At 61.0% G+C, this 22473-nt stretch carries 22 protein-coding genes; 10 read left to right on the top strand and 12 right to left on the bottom strand.

The window, feature by feature from the left end; genetic code table 11:
* The 3 genes from CFBP4996_RS16990 to gpmI all read left to right on the top strand — a co-directional run bounded on the left by CFBP4996_RS16990 (position 1) and on the right by gpmI (position 4132).
* Positions 1 to 1014: an alpha-ketoacid dehydrogenase subunit beta gene (locus CFBP4996_RS16990; protein WP_059753514.1), complete on the top strand. Its 1014-nt coding sequence runs from the start codon at positions 1 to 3 to the stop codon at positions 1012 to 1014.
* Between the two features lie 2 nt (positions 1015 to 1016).
* Positions 1017 to 2267 carry a dihydrolipoamide acetyltransferase family protein gene (locus CFBP4996_RS16985; protein WP_080854442.1) on the top strand — a complete coding sequence of 417 codons (1251 nt, stop codon included), beginning with the start codon at positions 1017 to 1019 and terminating at the stop codon, positions 2265 to 2267.
* 347 nt (positions 2268 to 2614) lie between these two features.
* Complete coding sequence (gpmI, locus tag CFBP4996_RS16980; RefSeq protein ID WP_080854443.1) at positions 2615 to 4132, top strand: 2,3-bisphosphoglycerate-independent phosphoglycerate mutase; 1518 nt, start codon at positions 2615 to 2617, stop codon at positions 4130 to 4132.
* A gap of 75 nt (positions 4133 to 4207) precedes the next feature.
* Here gpmI and CFBP4996_RS16975 read toward each other — a convergent pair whose 3' ends face one another.
* From CFBP4996_RS16975 to CFBP4996_RS16945, 7 genes are all read right to left on the bottom strand, one after another.
* Positions 4208 to 4645 carry a YeeE/YedE family protein gene (locus tag CFBP4996_RS16975; RefSeq protein WP_080854444.1) on the bottom strand — a complete coding sequence of 146 codons (438 nt, stop codon included), beginning with the start codon at positions 4643 to 4645 and terminating at the stop codon, positions 4208 to 4210.
* On the bottom strand, positions 4642 to 5049 hold the full coding sequence (locus tag CFBP4996_RS16970; protein WP_121490338.1) for a YeeE/YedE family protein: 408 nt from the start codon (positions 5047 to 5049) through the stop codon (positions 4642 to 4644). Before CFBP4996_RS16970 ends, CFBP4996_RS16975 begins: the two co-directional genes overlap by 4 nt.
* The gene (gene bigR / locus CFBP4996_RS16965; protein WP_080854445.1) at positions 5046 to 5399 is read right to left on the bottom strand and encodes a sulfite-sensing transcriptional repressor BigR; all 354 of its coding nucleotides are present in this window, start codon (positions 5397 to 5399) and stop codon (positions 5046 to 5048) included. Before bigR ends, CFBP4996_RS16970 begins: the two co-directional genes overlap by 4 nt.
* Positions 5393 to 6688: a bifunctional sulfur transferase/dioxygenase Blh gene (blh, locus tag CFBP4996_RS16960; protein ID WP_080854446.1), complete on the bottom strand. Its 1296-nt coding sequence runs from the start codon at positions 6686 to 6688 to the stop codon at positions 5393 to 5395. The genes bigR and blh overlap by 7 nt, the downstream gene beginning before the upstream one ends.
* 265 nt (positions 6689 to 6953) lie before the next feature.
* A complete protein-coding gene (locus tag CFBP4996_RS16955) occupies positions 6954 to 7439 on the bottom strand; it encodes a hypothetical protein (protein WP_080854447.1) in 486 nt (161 codons plus the stop codon).
* 13 nt (positions 7440 to 7452) lie between these two features.
* Positions 7453 to 8244 carry an SDR family NAD(P)-dependent oxidoreductase gene (locus tag CFBP4996_RS16950; protein ID WP_080854448.1) on the bottom strand — a complete coding sequence of 264 codons (792 nt, stop codon included), beginning with the start codon at positions 8242 to 8244 and terminating at the stop codon, positions 7453 to 7455.
* 26 nt (positions 8245 to 8270) lie between these two features.
* Complete coding sequence (locus CFBP4996_RS16945; RefSeq protein ID WP_003524728.1) at positions 8271 to 9098, bottom strand: alpha/beta fold hydrolase; 828 nt, start codon at positions 9096 to 9098, stop codon at positions 8271 to 8273.
* A gap of 130 nt (positions 9099 to 9228) precedes the next feature.
* Between CFBP4996_RS16945 and CFBP4996_RS16940 the strand changes: the two genes are divergently transcribed.
* Both CFBP4996_RS16940 and CFBP4996_RS16935 read left to right on the top strand, forming a co-directional pair.
* Positions 9229 to 10215, top strand: coding sequence for a GlxA family transcriptional regulator (locus CFBP4996_RS16940; protein WP_080854889.1), 987 nt, complete (start codon positions 9229 to 9231; stop codon positions 10213 to 10215).
* A gap of 96 nt (positions 10216 to 10311) precedes the next feature.
* A complete protein-coding gene (locus tag CFBP4996_RS16935; protein ID WP_080854449.1) occupies positions 10312 to 11043 on the top strand; it encodes a FadR/GntR family transcriptional regulator in 732 nt (243 codons plus the stop codon).
* Between the two features lie 17 nt (positions 11044 to 11060).
* On the opposite strand, the gene CFBP4996_RS16930 is transcribed toward CFBP4996_RS16935, so the two are convergent.
* The gene (locus tag CFBP4996_RS16930) at positions 11061 to 11693 is read right to left on the bottom strand and encodes a LysE family translocator (protein WP_080854450.1); all 633 of its coding nucleotides are present in this window, start codon (positions 11691 to 11693) and stop codon (positions 11061 to 11063) included.
* A 316-nt stretch (positions 11694 to 12009) separates the two neighbouring features.
* Between CFBP4996_RS16930 and CFBP4996_RS16925 the strand changes: the two genes are divergently transcribed.
* The 4 genes from CFBP4996_RS16925 to CFBP4996_RS16910 are packed head-to-tail and all read left to right on the top strand — an operon-like array spanning position 12010 to position 15518.
* Positions 12010 to 13032 carry an ABC transporter permease gene (locus tag CFBP4996_RS16925; protein WP_080854451.1) on the top strand — a complete coding sequence of 341 codons (1023 nt, stop codon included), beginning with the start codon at positions 12010 to 12012 and terminating at the stop codon, positions 13030 to 13032.
* Complete coding sequence (locus CFBP4996_RS16920) at positions 13032 to 13919, top strand: ABC transporter permease (protein ID WP_080854452.1); 888 nt, start codon at positions 13032 to 13034, stop codon at positions 13917 to 13919. The genes CFBP4996_RS16925 and CFBP4996_RS16920 overlap by 1 nt, the downstream gene beginning before the upstream one ends.
* A 4-nt stretch (positions 13920 to 13923) precedes the next feature.
* Positions 13924 to 14760 carry an ABC transporter ATP-binding protein gene (locus CFBP4996_RS16915; RefSeq protein WP_080854453.1) on the top strand — a complete coding sequence of 279 codons (837 nt, stop codon included), beginning with the start codon at positions 13924 to 13926 and terminating at the stop codon, positions 14758 to 14760.
* Entirely contained in the window at positions 14760 to 15518 is a 759-nt protein-coding gene (locus tag CFBP4996_RS16910) for an ABC transporter ATP-binding protein (protein WP_080854454.1), read from the top strand. Before CFBP4996_RS16915 ends, CFBP4996_RS16910 begins: the two co-directional genes overlap by 1 nt.
* A 386-nt stretch (positions 15519 to 15904) precedes the next feature.
* Here CFBP4996_RS16910 and CFBP4996_RS16905 read toward each other — a convergent pair whose 3' ends face one another.
* The 3 genes from CFBP4996_RS16905 to CFBP4996_RS16895 all read right to left on the bottom strand — a co-directional run bounded on the left by CFBP4996_RS16905 (position 15905) and on the right by CFBP4996_RS16895 (position 19369).
* Positions 15905 to 17503 carry an ABC transporter substrate-binding protein gene (locus CFBP4996_RS16905; RefSeq protein WP_080854455.1) on the bottom strand — a complete coding sequence of 533 codons (1599 nt, stop codon included), beginning with the start codon at positions 17501 to 17503 and terminating at the stop codon, positions 15905 to 15907.
* Positions 17504 to 17584: 81 nt separating this feature from the next.
* Positions 17585 to 18214, bottom strand: a complete 630-nt coding sequence (locus CFBP4996_RS16900; protein ID WP_080854456.1) for an SGNH/GDSL hydrolase family protein — start codon at positions 18212 to 18214, stop codon at positions 17585 to 17587.
* Between the two features lie 6 nt (positions 18215 to 18220).
* Positions 18221 to 19369 (bottom strand): mandelate racemase family protein, encoded by a 1149-nt coding sequence (locus tag CFBP4996_RS16895; RefSeq protein WP_059753476.1) that lies wholly within the window; start codon positions 19367 to 19369, stop codon positions 18221 to 18223.
* 434 nt (positions 19370 to 19803) lie between these two features.
* Between CFBP4996_RS16895 and CFBP4996_RS16890 the strand changes: the two genes are divergently transcribed.
* The gene (locus tag CFBP4996_RS16890) at positions 19804 to 20832 is read left to right on the top strand and encodes an LLM class flavin-dependent oxidoreductase (protein ID WP_080854457.1); all 1029 of its coding nucleotides are present in this window, start codon (positions 19804 to 19806) and stop codon (positions 20830 to 20832) included.
* Positions 20833 to 20918: 86 nt separating this feature from the next.
* On the opposite strand, the gene CFBP4996_RS16885 is transcribed toward CFBP4996_RS16890, so the two are convergent.
* Positions 20919 to 22226, bottom strand: a complete 1308-nt coding sequence (locus tag CFBP4996_RS16885; protein WP_080854458.1) for an NtaA/DmoA family FMN-dependent monooxygenase — start codon at positions 22224 to 22226, stop codon at positions 20919 to 20921.
* Positions 22227 to 22473 lie beyond the last annotated feature (247 nt).

Here is a 22473-nt window from a genome sequence, read left to right as displayed (position 1 = left end):
ATGGCAAGAATGACGATGATCGAAGCCGTCCGCAGCGCCATGGATGTGTCCATGGAACGCAGCGACGACGTGGTGGTGTTCGGCGAGGATGTGGGCTATTTCGGCGGCGTGTTTCGCGCCACGCAGGGGTTGCAGGGAAAATACGGCAAGACCCGCTGTTTCGATGCGCCGATCAGCGAATCCGGCATTGTTGGCACGGCCATCGGCATGGCCGCTTATGGCCTGCGCCCCTGTGTCGAAATCCAGTTCGCCGATTACATGTATCCCGCCTATGACCAGATTACCCAGGAGGCGGCGCGTATCCGCTATCGCTCCAATGGCGATTTCACCTGCCCCATCGTTCTCAGAATGCCGACAGGCGGGGGCATTTTTGGCGGGCAGACGCACAGCCAGAGCCCGGAAGCGCTTTTCACCCATGTCTGCGGGCTGAAAGTGGTGGTTCCTTCCAATCCCTATGACGCCAAGGGACTGCTGATCGCATCCATCGAAGACCCCGACCCGGTGATGTTTCTGGAGCCGAAGCGGCTTTATAACGGCCCCTTCGACGGCCATCACGACCGGCCGGTAACGCCCTGGTCCAAACACGAGATGGGGGAAGTGCCGGAAGGGCACTACACTATTCCCATCGGCAAGGCGGAGATACGCCGTCCCGGAAACGCTGTCACCGTCATCGCTTATGGCACCATGGTGCATGTGGCGCTGGCGGCGGCGGAAGAGACGGGCGTGGATGCCGAGATCATCGATCTGCGCAGCCTGCTGCCGCTCGATCTCGATACCATCGTGAAGTCCGTTTCCAAGACCGGCCGCTGCGTCATGGTGCATGAGGCGACGCTGACCTCCGGCTTCGGGGCCGAAGTCGTGTCGTTGGTGCAGGAACATTGTTTTTATCACCTTGAGGCCCCCGTCGTCCGCGTTGCGGGCTGGGATACGCCTTATCCCCATGCGCAGGAGTGGGACTATTTTCCGGGACCTGCCCGTGTCGGGCGCGCCCTTGTCGAAGTCATGGAGGCCTGATTATGGCGGAATTTGTTCTCACGATGCCCGATGTCGGTGAAGGTGTGGCGGAAGCCGAACTGGTGGAATGGAACGTCAAACCGGGCGATCTCGTCCATGAGGACATGGTGCTGGCCGCGGTGATGACCGACAAGGCGACGGTGGAAATCCCATCCCCGGTGGCGGGCGTCGTCACCTGGCTCGCCGTGACGGTTGGAAACACCGTGCCGGTGAAGGCGCCGCTTCTGCGCATCGAAACCGATGTCGCGGCCGCCGCTCCCAATGGCAGCGTGCCGGAAGCGGAAGCGCCTGCCGACATGACGGACACGCCGCCACCTGTTGAAGCCCAGCCGACGGCGCGAGAGGCCGAGGAGGCGCCGCCGGCGCCCGCCGCCGAACCGCATCATAAACCGTTGGCGTCTCCCGCCGTTCGCCAGCGCGCCGACGATCTCGATATCGATCTCACCAAGGTCAAGGGAACGGGGCCGGACGGGCATATCACCCATGCCGATCTCGACGGGTTTTTAACCGTGCGGGGACGGCCGGAACGCCCCGAGCCCATAGCGCCGCACGATAGCGCTGTCGAGGAGGTGAAGGTGACCGGGCTCAGGCGCAAGATTGCCGAGAAGATGGTGCTTTCCGCCTCCCGCATTCCCCACATCACCTATGTCGAGGAAGTCGACGTGACCGATCTGGAGGATTTGCGCGCGACCATGAACGGCAATCGCCGTTCCGGGCAACCGAAGCTGACGATCCTGCCGTTCCTGATGCGCGCACTGGTGAAAGCCGTTGCCGATCATCCCGGCATGAATGCCACCTTTGACGACGACAAAGGGGTCGTCAGCCACTATGAAGCGGTTCATATCGGCATCGCCACGCAGACGCCGTCGGGCCTCACCGTTCCGGTCGTGCGCCACACGGAAACGCTCGGTCTTTGGGAATGCGCGGACGAAGTCGCACGCGTCGCCGAAGCCGCCCGCACCGGCACGGCGCATCGGGAAGAGCTGATGGGCTCCACCATCACCATCAGTTCGCTGGGAGCCTTGGGCGGTGTGGTCTCGACACCCATCATCAATCATCCGGAGGTGGCGATCATCGGCGTCAACAAGATCATGACGCGGCCGGTGTGGGATGGGACGCGGTTTGTGCCGCGCAAGATGATGAACCTCTCCTCGAGCTTCGATCACCGGGTTGTCGATGGGTGGGATGCGGCGGTCTTCATCCAGGCCGTCAAGGCATTGCTGGAGAAGCCCGCGCTTATTTTCATCGAGTGAAGGCGATCCGTGCTCTCTCTTCCCTGTGCTCGTCACAGGGATCCAGCCCGCCCAAGTCTTTGGGCTGAAAGGGCTCTCTCCACCGCGCAGACGCGCGTCGGCCGGATTCCTGTGATGAGCACAGGAATGAGGGCGTATGCGTGTCATGCCCGCATTTCTTAGCCCGCGTTTTCGACCTTCACGGAACTGTTTCGCTGTCGGTATAGGCTTGCGTTCGTCATCTTCGGGTATAGAAGAGAAGAACGAGAAGCATGTTTTCTCATCATGATCATAGTGGCGGAAGAGGGCGCTCCGGTGCCCGGCGGTCCGCCCTCCGCCGGCAACCGAATGAAGAAGAAGGTCCTCCCATGCGCACTCCCAAACCCGTTGTCCTGACTATTCTCGATGGCTGGGGGCTGAACGAGGACACATCCAGCAATGCGCCGGTGCTGGCGAATACGCCCACCATGGACCGGCTTTTCGCCACCTGCCCGAATGCGAGGCTCACCACATTCGGCCCGAATGTCGGTCTGCCCACCGGGCAGATGGGCAATTCGGAAGTCGGCCACACCAATATCGGCGCCGGCCGCATCGTCGCCATGGATCTCGGCCAGATCGATCTGGCGATTGAGGATGGCAGCTTTTTCCGCAATGCGGCGATGCTTGATTTCGCCGCCACGGTGAAGGCCGCGGGCGGTGTGGCGCATCTGATGTGCGTCGTTTCCGATGGCGGCGTCCATGGCCATATCCTCCACGGCCAGGCGGCGGTGAGGCTGATGATCAGCCACGGCTTGAAGGTGGTGGTACATGCCATCACCGACGGCCGCGATGTCGCGCCGCAATCGGCTGAAGAATTTGTGGCGGCGCTGGTGGCAAGCCTGCCGCAGGGAGCAAGCATCGGCACGGTGATCGGCCGCTATTATGCGATGGATCGCGACAATCGCTGGGAGCGCGTCGAGAAAGCCTATGACGCCATGGTTCTGGCGAAAGGCGAACATGCGCGCGATGCGGTGAGCGCCGTTGCCCAGAGCTACAAAAACAACGTCACCGACGAATTCATCCTGCCGACGGTGATCGACGGCTATGAGGGCTTCAAGGCCGGCGACGGCCTGTTCTGCCTGAATTTCCGCGCCGACCGTGCCCGTGAAATCCTGCTTGCCATAGGGGCGGACGATTTCGACGGTTTTTCGCGCGAAAAGCCGGTCCTTTCGGCGCTGCTCGGCATGGTGGAATATTCCACCCGGCACAATGATTTCATGGCGACGGCCTATCCCAAGCGCGATATCGTCAATACGCTGGGCGCATGGGTGGCGAAGCAGGGGCTCACGCAGTTCCGCCTCGCCGAGACGGAAAAATATCCGCACGTCACCTTCTTCCTGAATGGCGGCAAGGAAGAGCCGGAAGTCGGCGAAGACCGCTTCATGCCGAAATCCCCGAAGGTTGCGACCTACGATCTGCAGCCGGAGATGAGTGCGCCGGAAGTGACGGAAAAATTCGTCGAGGCAATCGGCAAGGGTTACGATCTGATCGTCACCAATTACGCCAACCCCGATATGGTCGGCCATACCGGCGATCTGCAGGCCGCAATCAAGGCCTGTGAAGCCGTGGATCGCGGGCTTGGTGCGGTCGTTGCCGCCCTCGAAAAAGTGGGTGGCGCGATGCTTGTCATTGCCGATCATGGCAATTGCGAAACCATGGTCGACCCGGTGACCGGCGGTCCGCACACGGCCCACACCACCAATCCGGTGCCGGTGATCCTTTTCGGTGGCCCGGAAGGCGCCAAGCTGCATGACGGCATTCTCGCCGATGTCGCGCCCACCCTGCTGCAACTGATGAATGTGCCGCTGCCGCCGGAAATGACGGGCAAGAGCCTGATCGACCTCTAATCACACGCCGTCGCGCGGGAGCGTTCCAGCCCCCGCGCGACTGCTCGTTCCCCGCGTGCCGAACGAACGTTTGCGTTATGGCTGCTTTGCGTAGAGGCGGTCGTGGAGCAGCATGCCGGCAATCATGGCGCTGACGAAAAGAACGACCGGCATCAGCCCGAGGGCGAGAGCCGATAGTGCCGGGCCGGGGCAGAAACCGGCAAGCCCCCAACCGACGCCGAAAATGGCCGAGCCTGTTATGAGCGGTCGGTCGATGCGGGTTTTTGCCGGAAGGCTGAAACCTTCTGCGAGCACCGGTTTGGCGAGACGTCGGCTGAGCAGCACACCCGGCACGGCGACCATTACCGCGCCGCCGAGGACGAACATCAGGCTCGGGTCCCAATGGCCGCTCGCCACGTCGAGAAAACTGGAAACGCGGGCCGGATCGACCATGCCGGAGAGCGAAAGGCCGAAGCCGAACAGCGCTCCCGCGACCAATGCCAGGAAAACACGCGCCACGGCTGGATTTTTCATGACAGGGCTCCTGTTATCGTCGCGGCGCAAATGCCGGTGATCAGGAAGGTGGCGGTCGTGGCGATGGAGCGCCTGGAAAATCGCGCCAGACCCATGATGCCATGGCCGGACGTGCAGCCGGAGCCCATGCGCGTGCCGAAACCCACCAGCAGGCCGGCAATGAGGATGAGCGGCCATGGTGAAACTATGGTGACGGCAGGCAGCCGGCCGAATGCGGCGGCATGGAGATATGGCCCGGCCAGCAAGCCGGCGACGAAGGCGAGATCGGTAAAACGCCGCTCCCTGCCGAGCATTTTGCCCATTATCCCGCTGATGCCGGCAATACGGCCGTTGAAAAGAAACAGCAGAATGCAGGCAAGACCGAGCAGCATGCCGCCGAAAAGAGAGGGCCAGTAGGGGCTCACGGGGTCTCCTCCGGCGCGCAGAATATGGTGTAAAGGGCCTCTATCAGTTGCGCCGCTTTCGCTTCGCTCAGTTGGTAGAAGATTTGCTTGGCATCGCGCCGGGTTTCGACCACACCGGCTTCCCGCAGGACGCCCAGCTGCTGGGAAAGCGTCGGCTGGCGAATATCCAGCTTGACCTCCAGTTCTCCGACGGAAAATTCTCCCTGCGCCAGCGTGCAGGCGAGCATCAGCCGCGCGGGATGGGCAAGCGTTTTCAGAAGCAGCGCGACCTCGACAGCCCGTTCCTCCATGGCGGGGAGAGGGATTTCTGCAATATGCCGGGGCTTTTCCAGCGCGTTTTCCTTTACCATATGCTGCCCTCCAGCACGTCGAGCGGGAATTTCAGGTAACGCTTGCCATTCGCTTCCGGCTCCGGCAGGCGGCCGCCGCAAATATTGACCTGCAGGGCGTGGAGAATGAGCTTCGGCATCGGCAATGTGCGATCCCGCGCTTCCCTGAGGTGGATGAAACCCTCCTCCGTCATGCCGGCAAGATGCGGATTGCTGCGTTTCTGTTCGCCCACCGTGCTTTCCCATTTAGGCGCGCGGCCGCCGGGCTGATAATCGTGGCCGGTGAAAAGCCGTGTTTCGTCGGGAAGGGCGAGAATGTCCTGGATCGACGCCCAGAGTTCTCTGGCGCTGCCGCCGGGGAAATCGGCGCGCGCGGTGCCGGAATCGGGCATGAAAAGCGTATCGTGCACAAAGGCGGCATTACCTACCACATAGGTCACGGAGGCGAGCGTGTGGCCGGGCGAAAACAGCACGCGCGCTTCAAGGGAGCCGATATTGAACCTGTCGCCCGCCTCGAACAGCCGGTCCCATTGCGAGCCGTCGGTTTTGAAATCCGGCCAGTTGTATTTCTCCTGCCAGAGCTTTTGCACGCCGGTGACTTTCGCGCCGATCGCCGTCTGCGCGCCGGTCTTCTGCTTCAGATAGTGGGCGGCGGAAAAATGGTCGGCATGCGGATGGGTATCGAGAATCCATTCCACCGACAGGCCCTGGCTCTCCACATAGTCCAGAATGGCGTCGGCATTCATCGTTCCGGTCGCGCCGGATTTCTCATCGAAATCATAGACCGGGTCGATAATGACGCAGCGCCCGGTGGAGGGATCGGACACGACATATTGCACGCTCCATGTGCGCGGATCGAAGAATGCCTTGACGTGCGGAACCGCCGCTGCGTGCTGTTCCAGCCAGCGGGTGGCGCCGGAAAGGTCAAAGCCATGCGCCTTGCCGAAAGTCTCGATATTGTCCCTTTCGATGCGCCCATCCAGCGCTTCCCCGAGAACATGAAGCGTGAGCGCGCGCGTGCCGCCCTTGCAATGGGCAAAAACGGGGCCTTCCGCTTCCGCCATCTTCTGCTGGAAGGCGCGGATATCGGCTTCGGTGATGGTAGGGCCGCTGACCGGGATGAAACCATAATCCATGCCCGCCGCGCTGGCGGCGCTTTTTTCCTGCGCATTGCCCGGCTGGCCGGGCTCTTCCCCATCAGGCCGGGCGTTGATGACGCTTTTATAACCCTGGGCGGAGAGCGATGGGAAATCGGCGATCATCGGCTGGCCCGCAACTGTCAGACGCGCGTTGATCTTCACGGCATTCATCGGCACCTCCTGTTGTAATAATTTAATATATATTATTATATAATGTATATTGTGTGTTTGCAAGGGCGCGGACCGCCTTCGTTTCCGAATGTCTCCTGCCGTATTTTCAGGAAAGGTTCGGAAGGAAATCCTAGAGACGGGATTTCTTCGTTTTGTGACGGGTGGGCGGAGATTGCCTGTATTTGACATGCAAAAACATGCCTTGCGCCCGAAATATTGGGGCACAAGGCATGTTCGCGAAAAGCGGTTCGAATTCAGGCTCGCTTCAGACGGCGAGCCTGCGGCGCGTCGCCTTCCAGCCAAGACAGATGGCTGCAACAAGCAGAACCGTCTGGGCGACCAAGAAGGGCGGTTCATTGCCGTTCGGCGCCAGGTTGTTGAGTGTTTCGACCTTGAGAAAAGCCTGAACGATCAACACGAACATATTGAGATAAAGGCTGATCGTGGCGGTGATCGTATAAATGATGCGCGCTCTGCCATTCAGACCATATCCATAAAGTGCAACCAGTGCGATCGCCAGAACGAGGGTCGAGATGATGCCGACGCCGAGTGCCGGTGTGAAATTTCCGATTGGAAACAGGAAGCCGGTAAGCGTGGTGGCGAGCGTGGTGACGAGGAAAATCGCCATCATGCGGGGCATCCACCGCCCCGCCGCATAAGCGGGCAGGGCGATCAGTCCGGTGGCAATGCCGATGAAGCTTAAGCCCACATGCAATGCCGTGAATTGGGGAATGGTCAGTCCGAGGATCATGATGCGTCTCCCTCTATTCGGTTTTGGCTGCACGATACCGGCTGGCGGCAAGTGCATGCGACAGATTGGGCCTCAATGCCGCGCGGGCGGCAAGGAAATTTTCAAGATCGGCCGTATCCGGCAGGGAAGGAATGGTCAGCGTCTCGCCGAGATCGAGACCGGCCAGGGCCGCATCCACCATCTCGTAAACATCCATGACCATGGCGGCCGGAATGGCGTCGAGCCGTTCCTCCTCCCAGATCGCCGTGCGGGTAATGCCCGGCAAAACGCCCTGAACCCGCACACCGGAAGGCGAAAGCTGCGCCTGCAGCGCCTCGGTGAAGGCGAGCACGAAGGCCTTGGTCGCCGGATAGACGGCGGTAAACGCCGCCGGCATCAGCGCCGTGACCGAAGTGATGTTGATGATCGTGCCCCTGCCATCGGCGGCAAGGCGCGGTGCGATGGCCGCCGCAAGCCGGGTGACGGCAAGAATGTTGAGGTTGATCATCGTCGTGACATAGGCCGGGTCCAGCGCGGTGATCGCGCCCTCACCGGCAATGCCGGCATTGTTGACGAGGCCGGTAATCCGCCGGTCCTCACGCAGCCGCGCCTCCACCTTTTCGAGGTCTTCCGCCCTGGAAAGATCGGCGGAGAGAACCTCGACTGCGATGTGATGATCCTTTTCCAGCTGTACGGCGAGCGCCTTCAGCTTTTCGGCACGCCGTGCCACCAGGATGAGATCATGGCCGCGTTTTGCCAGACGTTCGGCATAGACCGCGCCGATGCCGTCGGATGCGCCGGTGATGAGAAATGTATTCTGTGTCATGTCCGTGTCTCCTGTGTCTGGCGGTTTCAGGCGTTGATGAAGGCGAGAAGATCGGCGTTGAACCGGTCTTGATGGGTCTGCGTCAGGCCATGGTCGGCGCCCTCATAGATTTTGAGGACCGCGTGTTTGACGATTTTGACCGTGGAAAGCGCGGATGCGCCGACAGGCACGATCTGGTCGTCATCGCCGTGCAGAACCAGCGTCGGTTTGTCGAAGGCCTTCAGGTCCTGGTGGAAATCGCTTTCCGAAAAGGCGCGAATGCTGTCGAGCTGGCCTTTCAGGCCGCCCATCATGCCCTGCCGCCAGAATTCGTCGCGGATGCCTTCGGATATCACGGCACCTTCGCGGTTATAGCCGTAGAAGGGAATGGTCAGGTCCTTGAAGAACTGGCTGCGATTGTCATAGGTGCCCTTGCGGATACCGTCGAAAACATCGATCGGCAGGCCGATGGCATTGCTTTCCGTCTTCAGCATTAGCGGCGGAACCGCGCCGATGAGGGCGATTTTCGCGACGCGGGCCGTGCCGTGGCGACCGATATAGCGTGTCACCTCGCCGCCGCCGGTGGAATGGCCGACCAGAATGATGTCGTGAAGATCGAGTTGCTCGATCAGCTCGGCCAGGTCGTCGGCATATTGATCCATGGTATTGTTATGCCAGACCTGATCGGAGCGGCCGTGGCTGCGGCGGTCATGGGCGATGGTGCGGAAACCGTTGTTAGCGAAGAAGACCATCTGCGCATCCCATGTATCGGCGCTGAGCGGCCAGCCATGGGAAAAGATGATGGGCTGGCCGTCTTTGCGGCCCCAGTCCTTGTAGAAAATATGTGTTCCGTCTCTGGTGGTGATCGTTGTCATGGCTCTCTCTCCTGTTGCAGGGAGCTTGCTTGCGTCCCGTGGGAATAGAGATACTCTGGAGGCCGCCGGGGCTGGATTGGCGCTTCTGACAGAAAACGAGCCGAAACTGACAAAACGGGGTGTGGAGCGCATGGCAGGTGTAACGGGAAGCGCGCTGGAAGTGGGGCTGGTCCTCTATCGGGACTGTCAGATCGCCATGGTGCATGGCATCACCGATCTTTTCGCCATCGCATCGGTGTTTTCACAGGATCGCGGCGGGCCGAAATTGCGGGTCAGCCACTGGAGCATGGGCGAGGGCGGTGAATTTTCTCGCTGTCACGACACCGAGCCAGGCAGGCCGGGACATCCCGGCATTTTTGTCGTACCCGGCCGGTTGACGGGGCCGGCCGAAATCGACGAGGCGGAGCCCTACGCCCGCTGGCTGCTGGATCGGCATGCCCAGGGGGCGACGCTGGCCGCCAGTTGCGGCGGTTCCTTCATCATCGCCGCAACGGGTCTTTTGTCCGGCCGCCCGGCCACTACCCACTGGCTGTTTGCCGAGCGGTTCCGCGACCGTTTTCCCGATATCCGGCTGGAGATCGACAAGATCGTCATCGAGGATGGAGATATCATCACGGCTGGCGGGCTGATGGCGTGGACCGATCTTGGCCTGCGCATCGTCGACCGGTTGCTCGGACCTTCGGTGATGATAGAGACCGGCAAATTCCTGCTGATCGACCCTTCGGGGCGTGAACAGCGCCATTATAGCAGCTTCGCCCCAAGGCTGACGCATGGCGATGAGCCGATCCTGAAGGTGCAGCACTGGCTGCAGGCCCGCGCCGGGCGGGCGACGAGCGTTACCGACATGGCCGGCCATGCCGGGCTGGAGGAGCGGACCTTCCTACGCCGCTTCAAGGCCGCCACCGGCATGAAGCCCATCGAATATGTCCAGCATCTGCGGGTCGGCAAGGCGCGGGAATTGCTGGAATTCACCCGTCGTTCGGTCGATCAGATCGCATGGTCGGTGGGTTATGAGGATGCCGCCGCCTTTCGCCGGGTGTTTCACCGCATTCTTGGCCTCTCACCGGGTGAATATAGAAGCCGCTTTTCCAGCAGTTCGGCCATGGCTGCGGCGTGAGGGCGGCCAATCGTCCGGGGGGGGCAGAGGCCCGGCCCTTGCAATGTAGCGGGTGTTTGCTAACATGCCAGACAAGTTTGAAACAGGTGGGCCGGAATGGACGTTGAGAGCAGCACGAAGCAGGGGGTATCGCTCGCGGCGAAAATCAGTTCGGCATTGCGGCGGGATCTGTCGGAGGGTGTGTTCCGCCCCGGCGACCGTCTTCCGAGCGAAAGCGAACTGACGCGTGAATATTCCGTCAGCCGAACCGTGGTGCGCGAGGCCATCGCCATTCTGCGCGCCGATGGCCTCGTTGAAGCCCGCAAGGGTGCGGGCGTTTTCGCCGTCGAAGTAAAACCGGCCAAGGAGCTGCCCTTTAACGATCTGGCCGTGGGGCGAATTTCCTCGGTGATCGAATTGCTGGAATTGCGCACCGTTTTCGAGGTCGAATCCGCCGGGCTTGCGGCATCGCGCCGTTCCGCCGTGCAGGTGGAGGCGATTGTGGATGCGCACCGGCGTGTCGGTGATTGTCTCGCCGCCGGCCTGCCGACGCGGGACGCCGATTTCGAGTTCCATCTGGCGATTGCGCAGGCGACGCAGAACCGGCGTTTTCCCGAGTTTCTTCAACTCATCCGCTCCGGCATCATTCCCCGTGGCGAATTGCAGGGGGCAGCACCCGGTTCGCGCCCGAAGGACTACAACCTTCACCTCCAGGAGGAGCATGCGAGGATCGTCGACGCCATCATCGAAGGCGATGCCGATGCCGCACGCCAATATATGGCGGCGCATCTGCGCGGCAGTCTTGAACGCTACAAGGTGCTTCTGCGCTCCCGCACCGCCGCTGAATGACCGGCTTTCTCAATAGGTTACGCGCTTGCCCGTCGATAGAAGGCCAGGGAGGCGGCAAGTGTCAAAAGAGCGCCGCCGCACATCCGGTCGAGCCATAGAGCTCCTGATTTTCGCAATAGTCTGACGGCCTGCGAGCCGAGCAGGGCATATCCGAACACCATGAAATCGATACCGGCGAAAACCAGTGCAAGCACCGCATATTGCTGGAACTGCGGTGCCGCCGGATCGATGAATTGCGGCAGGAAAGCCGAAAAGAACAGATATCCCTTGGGGTTGGTCACCGCCACAAGGAAGCTCTTGAGGAAAATCGAGCGGGCGGAAATAGTCTCGGCCGTATCTGTCGATTGAAGAGCGCCATCGAGCGAACCCCGGGAGCGCAAAAGCATGACGCCCAGAAAGGCAAGATAACAAACGCCGGCCCATTTGACGACGCCGAACCAGAATTCCGAGGCGGCGAGCAGGGCTCCCAATCCCAGCGCAACCGCGCCGATCAGGACGAAATCGGACAGAACCGCCCCGGCCATGCCGGTCAAGGCGCGACGGACCCCGAAACGGGAGCCATTCGCAAGCGCCAGCAGAACGGTCGGGCCGGGCGTGGCAATGCCGATAAAGGCGACCAAGGCAAATGCCAGAAGCGTCATTTCCGCCATTTCGTCCTCCCCCGGAAGTACAATGTGGCCGGTGCCGGATCGGCATCTCGAAGCGGAAGATGACAGGCTTTTTCAATCGCGGCAACGTGTGTGATCTGTTTTCCGGCGAAGGAAAGAACGGCTGGCTTCCCGATGAAACTTCGGCTCCGGAGAGTGGGCGCTGCCCGTTTTCTGAATTCTCAAGCCCCCGCCGCAGTACCAATTTTACCGGCATATGCTTGACAGCTTTAAACACCTGTGACAACTTGCGAATAGTTGTCAGACAGGATTGCGTCTTTGTTCTTTTGCGCGGTCGACTTCTGGCAAGGGAGGAATCATGCCAAAAAGACGCCTTTCGCTGTATGGCCTGTCCGGCCAGATCGGAAGTATTGCGGTCACGCTGCTCGGATTGCTGCTGCTGACCTTTTTTATCGGCCGCCTGATGCCCGCCGATCCGGTGCGGGCGATCGTCGGCGAGGACGCGACCCGTGAAACCTATGAGCAGGTTTTCCACGCGCTCGGCTTCGACCGCCCGCTCTGGCAACAATTCATCTATTATCTCGGCGATGTCTTCACCGGCGATTTCGGAACCTCGATCCGCACGGGCCGCCCCGTCATCGAGGACATCATACGCGTCATGCCGGCGACGATGGAGCTTGCGACCTTCGCGATCCTGATCGGCGCCGGCCTTGGCATTCCCATGGGTGTTTACGCCGCCGTCAAGAAAGACCGCTGGCAGGACCATCTCGTGCGGGTGCTCAGCCTGTTCGGCCATTCCATGCCGATCTTCTGGACCGGCATGATCGCGCTGATCGTTTTTTACGCCCATCTCGGCCTTGTCGGCGGCGGTGGCCGCATGGACCAGTTCTATATCGGCCTCGTGGAAGAGCGAACGGGCTTCCTTTTGATCGACAGCCTGCTTGCGGGCGATATGGAAGTCTTCTGGTCGGCCGTCAATCACCTCATCCTGCCCGCCGCTCTGCTCGGTTATTCCTCCTCGGCCTATATCACCCGCATGACGCGCAGCTTCATGCTCGACCAGCTCGGCCAGGAATATGTGACGACCGCGCGCGTCAAAGGCCTGTCGCAACGGCAAACGGTGTGGCTGCATGCCTTCGGCAATATCCGCGTGCAGCTCGTCACCATCATTGCGCTTGCTTACGGCTCGCTGCTGGAAGGTGCTGTCCTTATCGAGACTGTCTTCGCCTGGCCGGGTTTCGGCCAATATCTCACCAGCAATCTTATCATCGGCGACATGAATGCCGTGATGACCTGCGTGCTCATCGTCGGTGTCATCTTCATCGGGCTTAATCTCCTGTCCGACATTCTCTACCGCTTTTTCGATCCGAGGACACGCTGATGACGGCTCGTGCAGAAACCTCCTTCCGTCTTCCTGTGCCATTAAACGCGCTGAAGAACATCATCGTCTTCCTGCTGAAAAGCCCGACATCGGCATTCGGCCTGTTGATATTGCTGCTTCTCGTCATCGCGGCGATTTTCGCGCCCTGGCTTGCGACGCACGACCCTTACGTGCAGGATCTCGGCAGGACGCTACAGCCGCCGGGCAACGGTCATTTCTTCGGCACGGACGAGCTGGGGCGCGATATCTACAGTCGCCTTCTCTGGGGCGCGCGCATTACTCTCACCATCATTTCGCTGGTGTCGATCATCGTCGGCCCGGTCGGTCTTCTGGTCGGCACGGCGTCGGGTTATCTCGGCGGCAAGTTCGATACGGTGATGATGCGCATCACGGATATTTTCCTGTCGTTCCCGAGCCTCATCCTGTCGCTCGCCTTCGTCGCAGCACTCGGCCCGAGCCTCAACAATGCGATCATCGCGATTGCACTCACCTCCTGGCCGCCGATTGCGCGCCTTGCCCGCGCCGAAGCCATGACCTTCCGCAAGGCGGATTACATTGCCGCCGCGCGGCTTCAGGGTGCATCGCCGCTGCGCATCATCGTCAAGTCGATCATGCCCATGTGTCTGCCCTCGGTCCTCATCCGCCTGACGCTGAACATGGCGACCGTCATTCTCACCGCCGCCGGCCTCGGCTTCCTCGGCCTCGGCGCGCAGCCGCCGCTGCCGGAATGGGGAGCGATGATCGCCACCGGCCGGCGTTACATGTTGGATAGCTGGTGGCTCGTCACCTTCCCCGGCATTGCGATCCTCTCCGTCAGCCTTGCCTTCAATCTTCTCGGCGACGGCCTGCGGGATGCGCTCGATCCGAAGCAGATGAACCGGAGATAGGGCCATGGAAAAACCAATCCTCGACGTCGAAAATCTCCGCATCCGCTATGGCGGCTCGCCCATTGAGGCGGTGCGCGGCATCTCCTTCACACTCGGCCGGGAACGGCTCGGCATCGTCGGCGAAAGCGGCTCGGGCAAATCCACCGTCGGCCGCGCCCTGCTGCGCCTTCTGCCGTCGGCGACAATCACCGCCGACAGGCTGGATTTCGATGGCCTCGATCTTCTTTCGCTCGATGAGAAGGAGATGCTGAAGGTCCGCGGTCGGCGCATGTCGATGATCCTTCAGGATCCGAAATTCTCCCTCAACCCCATCCGCCGGGTCGGCGATCAGGTGACGGAGACCTATCTGCGCCATTTCAAGGCGTCGAAAGCCGAGGCCCGGGAAAAGGCGCTGGCCATGCTCGATGCGGTGAAAATCCGCGATGCCGCCCGTGTTTACGGGCAATATCCGCACGAGATTTCCGGCGGCATGGGCCAGCGTGTCATGATCGCCATGATGCTGCTCGCCGACCCCGATCTCGTCATTGCCGATGAGCCGACCTCGGCGCTTGATGTGACGGTGCGGCTGCAGGTGCTGAATATTCTCGACGGTCTGGTGCGGGATCGCGGCATCGGCCTCATCATGATCAGCCACGACCTCAATCTCGTGCGCAATTTCTGCGACCGCGTGCTCATCATGTATTCCGGCCGGGTGGTGGAAACGCTCGCCGCACGCGATCTCGATCAGGCGCAGCACCCCTATACGCGCGGCCTGCTGGCGGCGCAGCCACGCATCGGTGGCACGCGTGCGCCGCTTGCGGTGCTGGATCGCCGCCCCGAATGGCTGGAGGAGAAAGTGTAATGGCCGTTTCCGTTGAAACCCGCGATCTTTCCATCACCTTTGGCAGCGGCCATACAGCACTGAAAGTGCTGCCTTCGGTGTCTTTCCGCGTCGAGCCGGGCGAGTGCTTCGGGCTGGTCGGCGAAAGCGGCTCGGGCAAATCCACCGTGCTTCGCTGCGTCTCCATGCTCAACGATTTCTGGACCGGCGATATTCTCATCGACGGCAGGTCGGTGCGCGATATGCCGCTGATCGAGCGGTGCCGCATGCTGCAAATGGTGTTTCAGGACCCATACGGGTCGCTGCATCCGCGCCAGTCGGTGCGCACCGTGCTTTCGGAATCGCTTGCGATCCACAAGCTCGGCGACCGGGAAGAGCGCATGCGCAAGGTCATCACGGATGTCGGCCTGCCCGTCGCCTTTCTGGATCGCTTCCCGCACCAGCTTTCCGGCGGCCAGCGGCAGCGCGTGGCGATTGCCCGGGCGCTGATCCTCGAACCGTCACTGTTACTGCTCGATGAGCCGACGTCTGCGCTCGATGTCTCGGTGCAGGCGGAAATCCTCAACCTCCTCCAGCGCCTGCGGGAAGAGCGCGGCTTCACCTATATCATGGTGACCCACGATCTCGCCGTGGTCGATCACATGTGCGACCGTTTCGCCGTGATGCTGCGTGGTGAAATTACCGAAATCCTGCCGCGCGAGGCCATTGCCGGCAATGGCGCGACGCATCCCTATGCGCGCGAATTAATCGACGCCTCGCTGGAATATGAAGGCGCGTGACGGCTCCAAGAACGTGACCGTCCTCCTCCGGGGCGTCACGGATAATAACATCCTCCTTCCTTGCCCGGCCTCCCTGCCGGGCTTTTTTTTTGGGATGGCTACGGCGGGGATGGTGGGCCGCAAACTACGCCTAGGCTGCTGACATAGTGCGAGACCCGCCTTCCGTCATGCCGGACTAGATCCGGCATCCATTCACGGCGCGTCTGCGCCGTGAATGGACTCTCTCGCGATCAAGGACTTGATCGCACTAGACCCCGGATCTAGTCCGAGGTGACGGAGTGCGGAGGCTTCGCTTGCGCCTGACACATTGGGTGAGCGGGGCTTTGTTACAGCAAAAAGGCGCGGGGTTAGCCGCGCCTTTTCTTATTCGAGAATACGCAGCGGGCTCACCGCTCCTTGCTCACCTCTTCAAACCGCGAAAGCCAGGGGCTGACGATCATGCCCTTGATATCGCTGCGGAAGGCGGCGGTGTCGATGACTTCGGAGAAGGGCTGAATGGACATGACGATCTCGTCCATATAGCCCTGCAGGTCCTCATAAAGCTTCGTCTGTTTCGCCACGTCGCGCTCCACCAGCGCCGCCTCGATCATCTTGTTCAGCTTCTCATCGAAGAAGCTGGTGCGCCAGCTCTGGTAATTGGTGAGCTTGGCGTCATCGGCATTGTTGGGATTATAGGCGATGGAGCGCAGGTTGTTGTCCGGATGCGGCTGCTGGCCGCCGCCGCCGCGGCCGAGCAGCAGTTCGAAATTCCGCTCGCGCATGGCGCCATAAATCTGGTCGCCGGAGCCGCTGATCAGTTCGGCCTGAATGCCGGCCTGCGCCAGCGTGTTCTGGATCGCCGTTGCCGCCTTCATGAAGGGGTCTTCCGAAAGCACCCGCAGTGTCGTCTTGAAACCGTTCGGATAACCGGCTTCCGCCAGAAGCGCCTTGGCTTTTTCGATGTCGAGCTTGTAGCCCTGGTCCGGCAGCGCACCCATGACGCCGGTGCTGAGCGAGCGCTGATGCAGCTTGCCGTAATAGGGCATGACCGCCTTGTCGAGACCGTCGTAATCGATCAGGTAACGCAGAGCCTCGCGCACCTTCTTGTTTGCGAATTTCTCATCCTTCATCGAAACGCTGAGGTAATAAAAACCGGAGCCGGGTGTGGATTCGATGGTAACGGCCTTGTCGGCCTCTAGCGATTTCAGATCCGGGGCCTGCAGGGAATAGGCAACGTCGATATCGCCTTTTTCCAGCATTAGCCGCTGCGACTGCGATTCCGGCAGATGGCGCATCAGGATGCGCTTCATCTTTGCCTTCTCACCCCAATAATCGTCGTTGCGGGTGAGGATGATATATTCGTTGGATTTCCACTGCGTCAGCTTGAAGGGGCCGGAGCCGGCGGAATTCAGCGTCAGCCATGCGCCGCCCAGATCGCCGTCCTTTTCATTCTCAAGCGCCGTCTTGCTGTCGATGATCGAGCCGGGGCCGTTCTGCGCAAGGATCATCAGCAGAAGGTTGGGGTCGTCGGGCTTCGGGATATTCAGCACGAAGGTCTGGTCGTTTTCGGCGACGAACAGCTTGTCGGCCTCTTCCAGCTTGAAACCGCGTGTTTTGAGGAAGGACGATTGCGCCAGGTTGCGGGCGAGCAGCCGCTTCAGGCTCCACGCTACGTCCTTTGCCGTCACGGCATTGCCGGACGCGAATTTGGCATCGGCGCGCAGATGGAAGCGGATGGATTTCCGGTCCTCGGCAATTTCCCAGCGTTCGGCAAGGCGTGGCTGAACGCTGCGATCTTTCGGGGAAAGCACCACCAGCGTGTCATAGACATTGTTCAGCACCTGCACGGTCTCGCGGCCGGTAATGGCGGCGGGATCGAGGGTGAGGATGTTGCTCATGGTCGTGGCGACGATGAGCTGGTCCTTCGGCGTTTCGGCAAAGGCGCTGAGCGGCATAGCACCGATCAGCAGGGCGCCAAGTGCTGCGGTTGCAAGAAAATGTTTCATCTTTCCTCCCAATGCGGCCGGTTCATACGGCCTTTCCACGTTTCGATCCACACGCCCGGTTCCTCCTCGGGCGTTGCAGGATCAGCCAAGAATCTCTTTGACCGGAGCTGCGAGCGCCCGGCCGATTGCCGCCGTTGCCGGCGCATCCAGATGCACGCCATCCACCGGTGAGGCGCTGGCGACCGATCCGGCATCGAAAAAGGCATGTCCGAGTTCGACGGCGAGTTTGCTGTAAAGCGGCGCAAGCCGCAGCGATTGCCCGATATCCCGCCCGCCGGCAGGTTCGCCGCCCGGGCCTGCGACGCAGGGCGGCGGGGAGACGATCAGCAGTTTCGGCACGGCCTCGCGCGGTTTGTAGATGAAGGTCTCGACGATCTGCGCCAGCCTCCGCATGCCGGAAACCGCGGCTTCCGCACGCCCGCCATGCACTGGCTTGATGTCATTGGTGCCAAGCATGACAATGACGAGATCGAGCGGCATGTGGCAGGACAGCGCGATCTCCAGCGCCCGCGCGCCGTTGCGGCAGGCCGGGCCGGCATGGTCGTCGTAGCAGGTGGTGCGCCCGCCAAGCCCTTCCGGGTGGACCTTCACCTTTCCGGAAAGCGCGGCCTCCAGCACCTCCGGCCAGCGGTGTTCGGCGGGGTGCCTCAGACCCGTTGCCGGGTCCGCACCCCAGGTGAGGCTGTCTCCGAAGGCGAGCACCGTTTTCATCGCCCGTTACCTCACCCGGTTGTTGTCGATGAAGGTGAAATCGATGTCCTCGCCAAGGCCCGGCCGATCAGGGACATGCACGAAGCCGTCGCGGTCCATCGGGTCGGACAGCGATTTCAGATAATCGTGGCCGTCATCATATTCGAGGAAGGGGTGCAACAGGCCGCGCTCATACCAGCGGCAATTCTTGGTGGCGGCGACAACGTGCAGGTTCATGGCCGTGTTACCATGGACTTCGCACTCCATACCAAAGGCCTCGGCCAGATGCATGGTCTTCAGCGCCGGAGTGATGCCACCGACATCGTTGACGCCGGTGCGCAGAATATCGCAGGCGCCGGCCTTGATCCATTCGGCCCGGTGCCAATGCTTGCCGGCCGCACTTTCGGGGCCGACGACAGGGATATCGAGATTGTCGGAAAGCCACTTGTAGGAAGACAGCGACTGCTCATCCATCGGCTCCTCGATCCAGTCGAAGCCGAGTTTTTCGAGGCCACGCCCCAGCGCCAGCGCATCGGTGCGGGAATACCAGTGGAAAGCGTCGATCATCAGGCGAATATCGGGGCCAACCGCCTCGCGCACGGCGGCGCAGGCCTTGAGGTCCATTTTCACATCCGGCGCCCAGCTGACGGGCGGCATCCAGGTGTGCAGCTTGATGCCCTTGTAACCGCGTTTCACCAGCGTTTCGGCAAAGCGGCCGTAATCTTCCGGCGTCGCCAGCCCGCCTTCAAGCTCGTCGCCGCACATGATGGAGCCATAGGCGAGCACCTTGTCGCGATAGCTGCCGATCAACTTGTATACAGGTTGATTGAGCGAGCGGCCGGCAAGGTCCCACAGGGCGCAATCCACCACCGCCAGCGTGCGGTCGGTCAGCTGCGCGGCCGAGCCGCGCTGCCAGTGGGCAAGGTCCTGCCATAGCCGTTCGCGGTCGCGATGATCCTCGCCGATCAGGACTTTCTTGACGAATTTTTCGATGACATGCGGGCGAACGATCTCCGGCGCGGTGAAGGAGTGGCCTTCCTGCCCATCTTCCGTGCGGATGGTCAGCATGGCCTGTTCCACCTGATGGGCCGGACCCGGATGCGCGTGACCGGCACTGTCCGAGTGCCGACGGGTCGTCGTGCGGAAAACACGGACCTCGACGTCGGTGATGATCATAATTCCTCCCTCATGCAGGTATGGCAGCGTTTGTGGTTGCTGCAATGTCATACATGTATGCGTTATTTGTCAACATGTATGATAATCTGTATTACATGTTGGTGTGGAAAATCAAGGCCATTTGCACACGGTGTTGCACAGGTCATCGGTGAGACTGGGCTCCAGAGGGAGATTTTGCGTCTTGGCGGAAGAAAATCTGACGGGAGGCGTGAGCGCGGCTATGCCAAATGGAATGTAATCCATAATTTTAGTGGACTATTGAATCGCGCAATGATCTTTCAACAAAGGCCGGCACTATAAACGAACATGCCGTGCCAGCCGTGCCCCTCATCATGCATTCTGCGTGGGTATGCGCCGCATTGAACGGTTGTCCGAAACAGGGATGGCTGCATCTGCGCTGCTGAGCTTCAACACTCGTTTCCGGATGTACAGCCATGCCCCTTTCCCATATCTCCCACTTGGCCTTTCTCGTTCCCGGCAACTATCAGGACGACGATCCGGCACGAGGGGTGGAAGAAACCTTGCAGCTTTTCGAAGCCGGAGAGGCGCTGGGTTATCACAGCGCCTGGGTTCGCCAGCGCCATCTGGAACGGGGCGTGTCATCGGCGGCCACTTTCCTCGCGGCGGCATCGCAGCGCACGAAACGGATCGGCCTCGGCACCGCCGTCATTCAGCTTGGTTACGAAAATCCCTTCCGGTTGGCGGAAGATCTGGCCACCGTGGATGTCCTGTCGCGCGGGCGGTTGAATGTCGGGGTTTCGGTGGGCGCACCGCCCTTTGCCCATCTTATTTCGGATTATGTCGATACGGTTCCCGACGTCGATCACAGCCACGCCCGCGCCGAAAAGCTGGCAAGGGCCCTGAGATCGGAACCGCTGTCCAGCGAGACGGAAGCGGGCAATGCGGCCGGTGCGCAGGTGCCACGCCTGCGGCCAGTCGCCAGGGGTTTGACTGACCGGCTGTGGTACGGCGGCGGATCGCAGAATTCCGCGCGCTGGGCCGGCAAGGCTGGCTTCAATCTTCTGACAGGGAATATCGTCAGCGGCGAAAATACCGATGATTTTCTGACCGCGCAGGCGGCACTGGTCAGCCGCTTCCGGCAGGAATGGGGGCATGAGCGCCAACCGCGCGTCGCTCTTGGCCGCGTGATCCTGCCGACCGATAGCGCAAGCCCCGCGACCCGCCGCCGTTACGCGGAATTCGCCGCCGAGCGCGACAAGCGCACGACCACGCCGCATGGCGCACGTCGCACGCTTTTCCTGCCCGATATCGTTGGCACGACGGACGAAATTCTGGAGAAACTGTCGCGGGATCCCGTTCTGCCGCACGTCTCGGAATTCCGCCTCGAACTGCCCTATGAATTCCAGCCGGAAGATTACCGCCAGATCGTCACGGATTTCGCCTCCGCCCTGCCGCAGCTTTCCGGCGGGCGGCCGGTTTTGAAAGTGGCGATGGGCCAATAATATGTCCCGTTCCCGTCGTTCCCGCTGGAAGCGGGAAGTGGTGGGAGATGGGTATATGACACCTTCAACAGTGCCGTATCTGCCGTTCAATCTGGATAAGGCAGGCCATAGCGGTCACGTATTGTCGCGCCTTCATATTCGCGCGGGTAAACACCGCGATCCTGCAGCACCGGCACGACCTTCTCGACGAATTCAGCAATGTCGTCGGGTGCTCGCGGCGGCTGCAGGGTGTAACCATCCACCGTGCCGTCCTGCCAGAGGTCGATAATGCCATCCGCCACCTCTTCCGGCGTACCAAGCAGCAGCCGGTGGTGCCCCTCGGAGCGGCGCACGGCCTCACGGGCGGTGAGCTTTTCGTGGGTCAGCAGTTCGGAAAGGCCAAGTCCCATGCCAACGGCCCATTGCCGGTTCTGGTCGGGAATGAAGCGCTCGCCATCGAGTTTTATATCCGGGTTGAAGTCGCGCGGATCAATACCGTTTTCTTTGGCGAAACGCACCAGAAGACCGTCTTCCGAGCCTGTCCCGCTGAAGAGTTCATGCTTGCGCAGCGCTTCCTCACGGGTCTCGCCGAGAATGACGACGAGGCCAGGAACGATGCGGATGCCGGATGGATCGCGGCCGAGGGAGACGGCGCGGTCGCGGACCTTCTTGCCGAAGGCCTGACCTGCCGGTCGTGACAGGATGTTGCAATAGATGATCTCGCCATGGCGTGCCGCCAGATCGATGCCGCCTTCGGAGGCGCCGGCCTGTGCGATGACGGGATGCCCCTGCGGCCCACGCGGAACGTTGAGCGGGCCTTTGACATGGAAATATTGCCCCTCATGATCGATGGTTTCGGCGGTCGCCGCATCCCAGAAACGCTCTTCCGGCACCTCGCCTTCGCGGCGTGGATCCCAGCTCGACCAGAGCTTTTTCGCGACGTTGAGAAATTCGGTGGCCTTGGCATATCTCTCGCTGCGCGGCGGCAGCGGATCGTTGCCGAAATTGGCGGCGACATTGGGATTGAAGGAAGAAACGATGTTGACGATCAGCCGGCCGCCGGTGACGAGGTCGATGGATTGCGTCCGTCTGGCGAAATTATAGGGCGAATTATAGGTGGAGGATACCGTTGCCACAAAGCCGATATCCGGCACCTGTGCGGCAAGCGATGTCGAGAGAATGAGCGGATCGATGGTGTGAAACGGGCGGCTTGCCGGGTCGGTCAGCAGTGCGGGGTGGTCGGAAAGGAAAACGGCGTCGAACCGGCCCTTATGGGCCAGTTCAGTCAGCCGGCGATAATAGCCTATGTTGTTGATGTCGTGCCGGTCTCCGCTCCGGTATTTCCAGGCATTGGCGAGGTATCCGGTGGTGTTGATGCCGACATTGAGATTAAGCCGGCGTTTGGTCTTGCTCATGCTGCCACGTTTCTTTCAGGTCTGTTGGATTGCCGGCCTGTATGACCGGCGCAATTGCAGGAAGCGTAACAGCCGGAGGTCCGGTCGCGAGTTAAAAATCCTTGCTGTGCGGAGAAGAAAAACTTTCATCCGTAGCAGCGCCCCAAGCGGCGGTTGAAAGGGAGATAACGGGTGAGGTGGGGTGGGGGATGCCACCCAAAGTCTTGCTATTATCGAAAGGATATTCCGTTACTCCGGCGTATCGTTC

The sequence above is a fragment of the Agrobacterium leguminum genome, from assembly GCF_005144435.2.
Classification (GTDB): Bacteria; Pseudomonadota; Alphaproteobacteria; order Rhizobiales; family Rhizobiaceae; genus Agrobacterium; species Agrobacterium leguminum.
The sequence above is the reverse complement of the archived record's forward strand: the minus strand, read 5'-3'. Positions and strand labels throughout refer to the sequence as shown.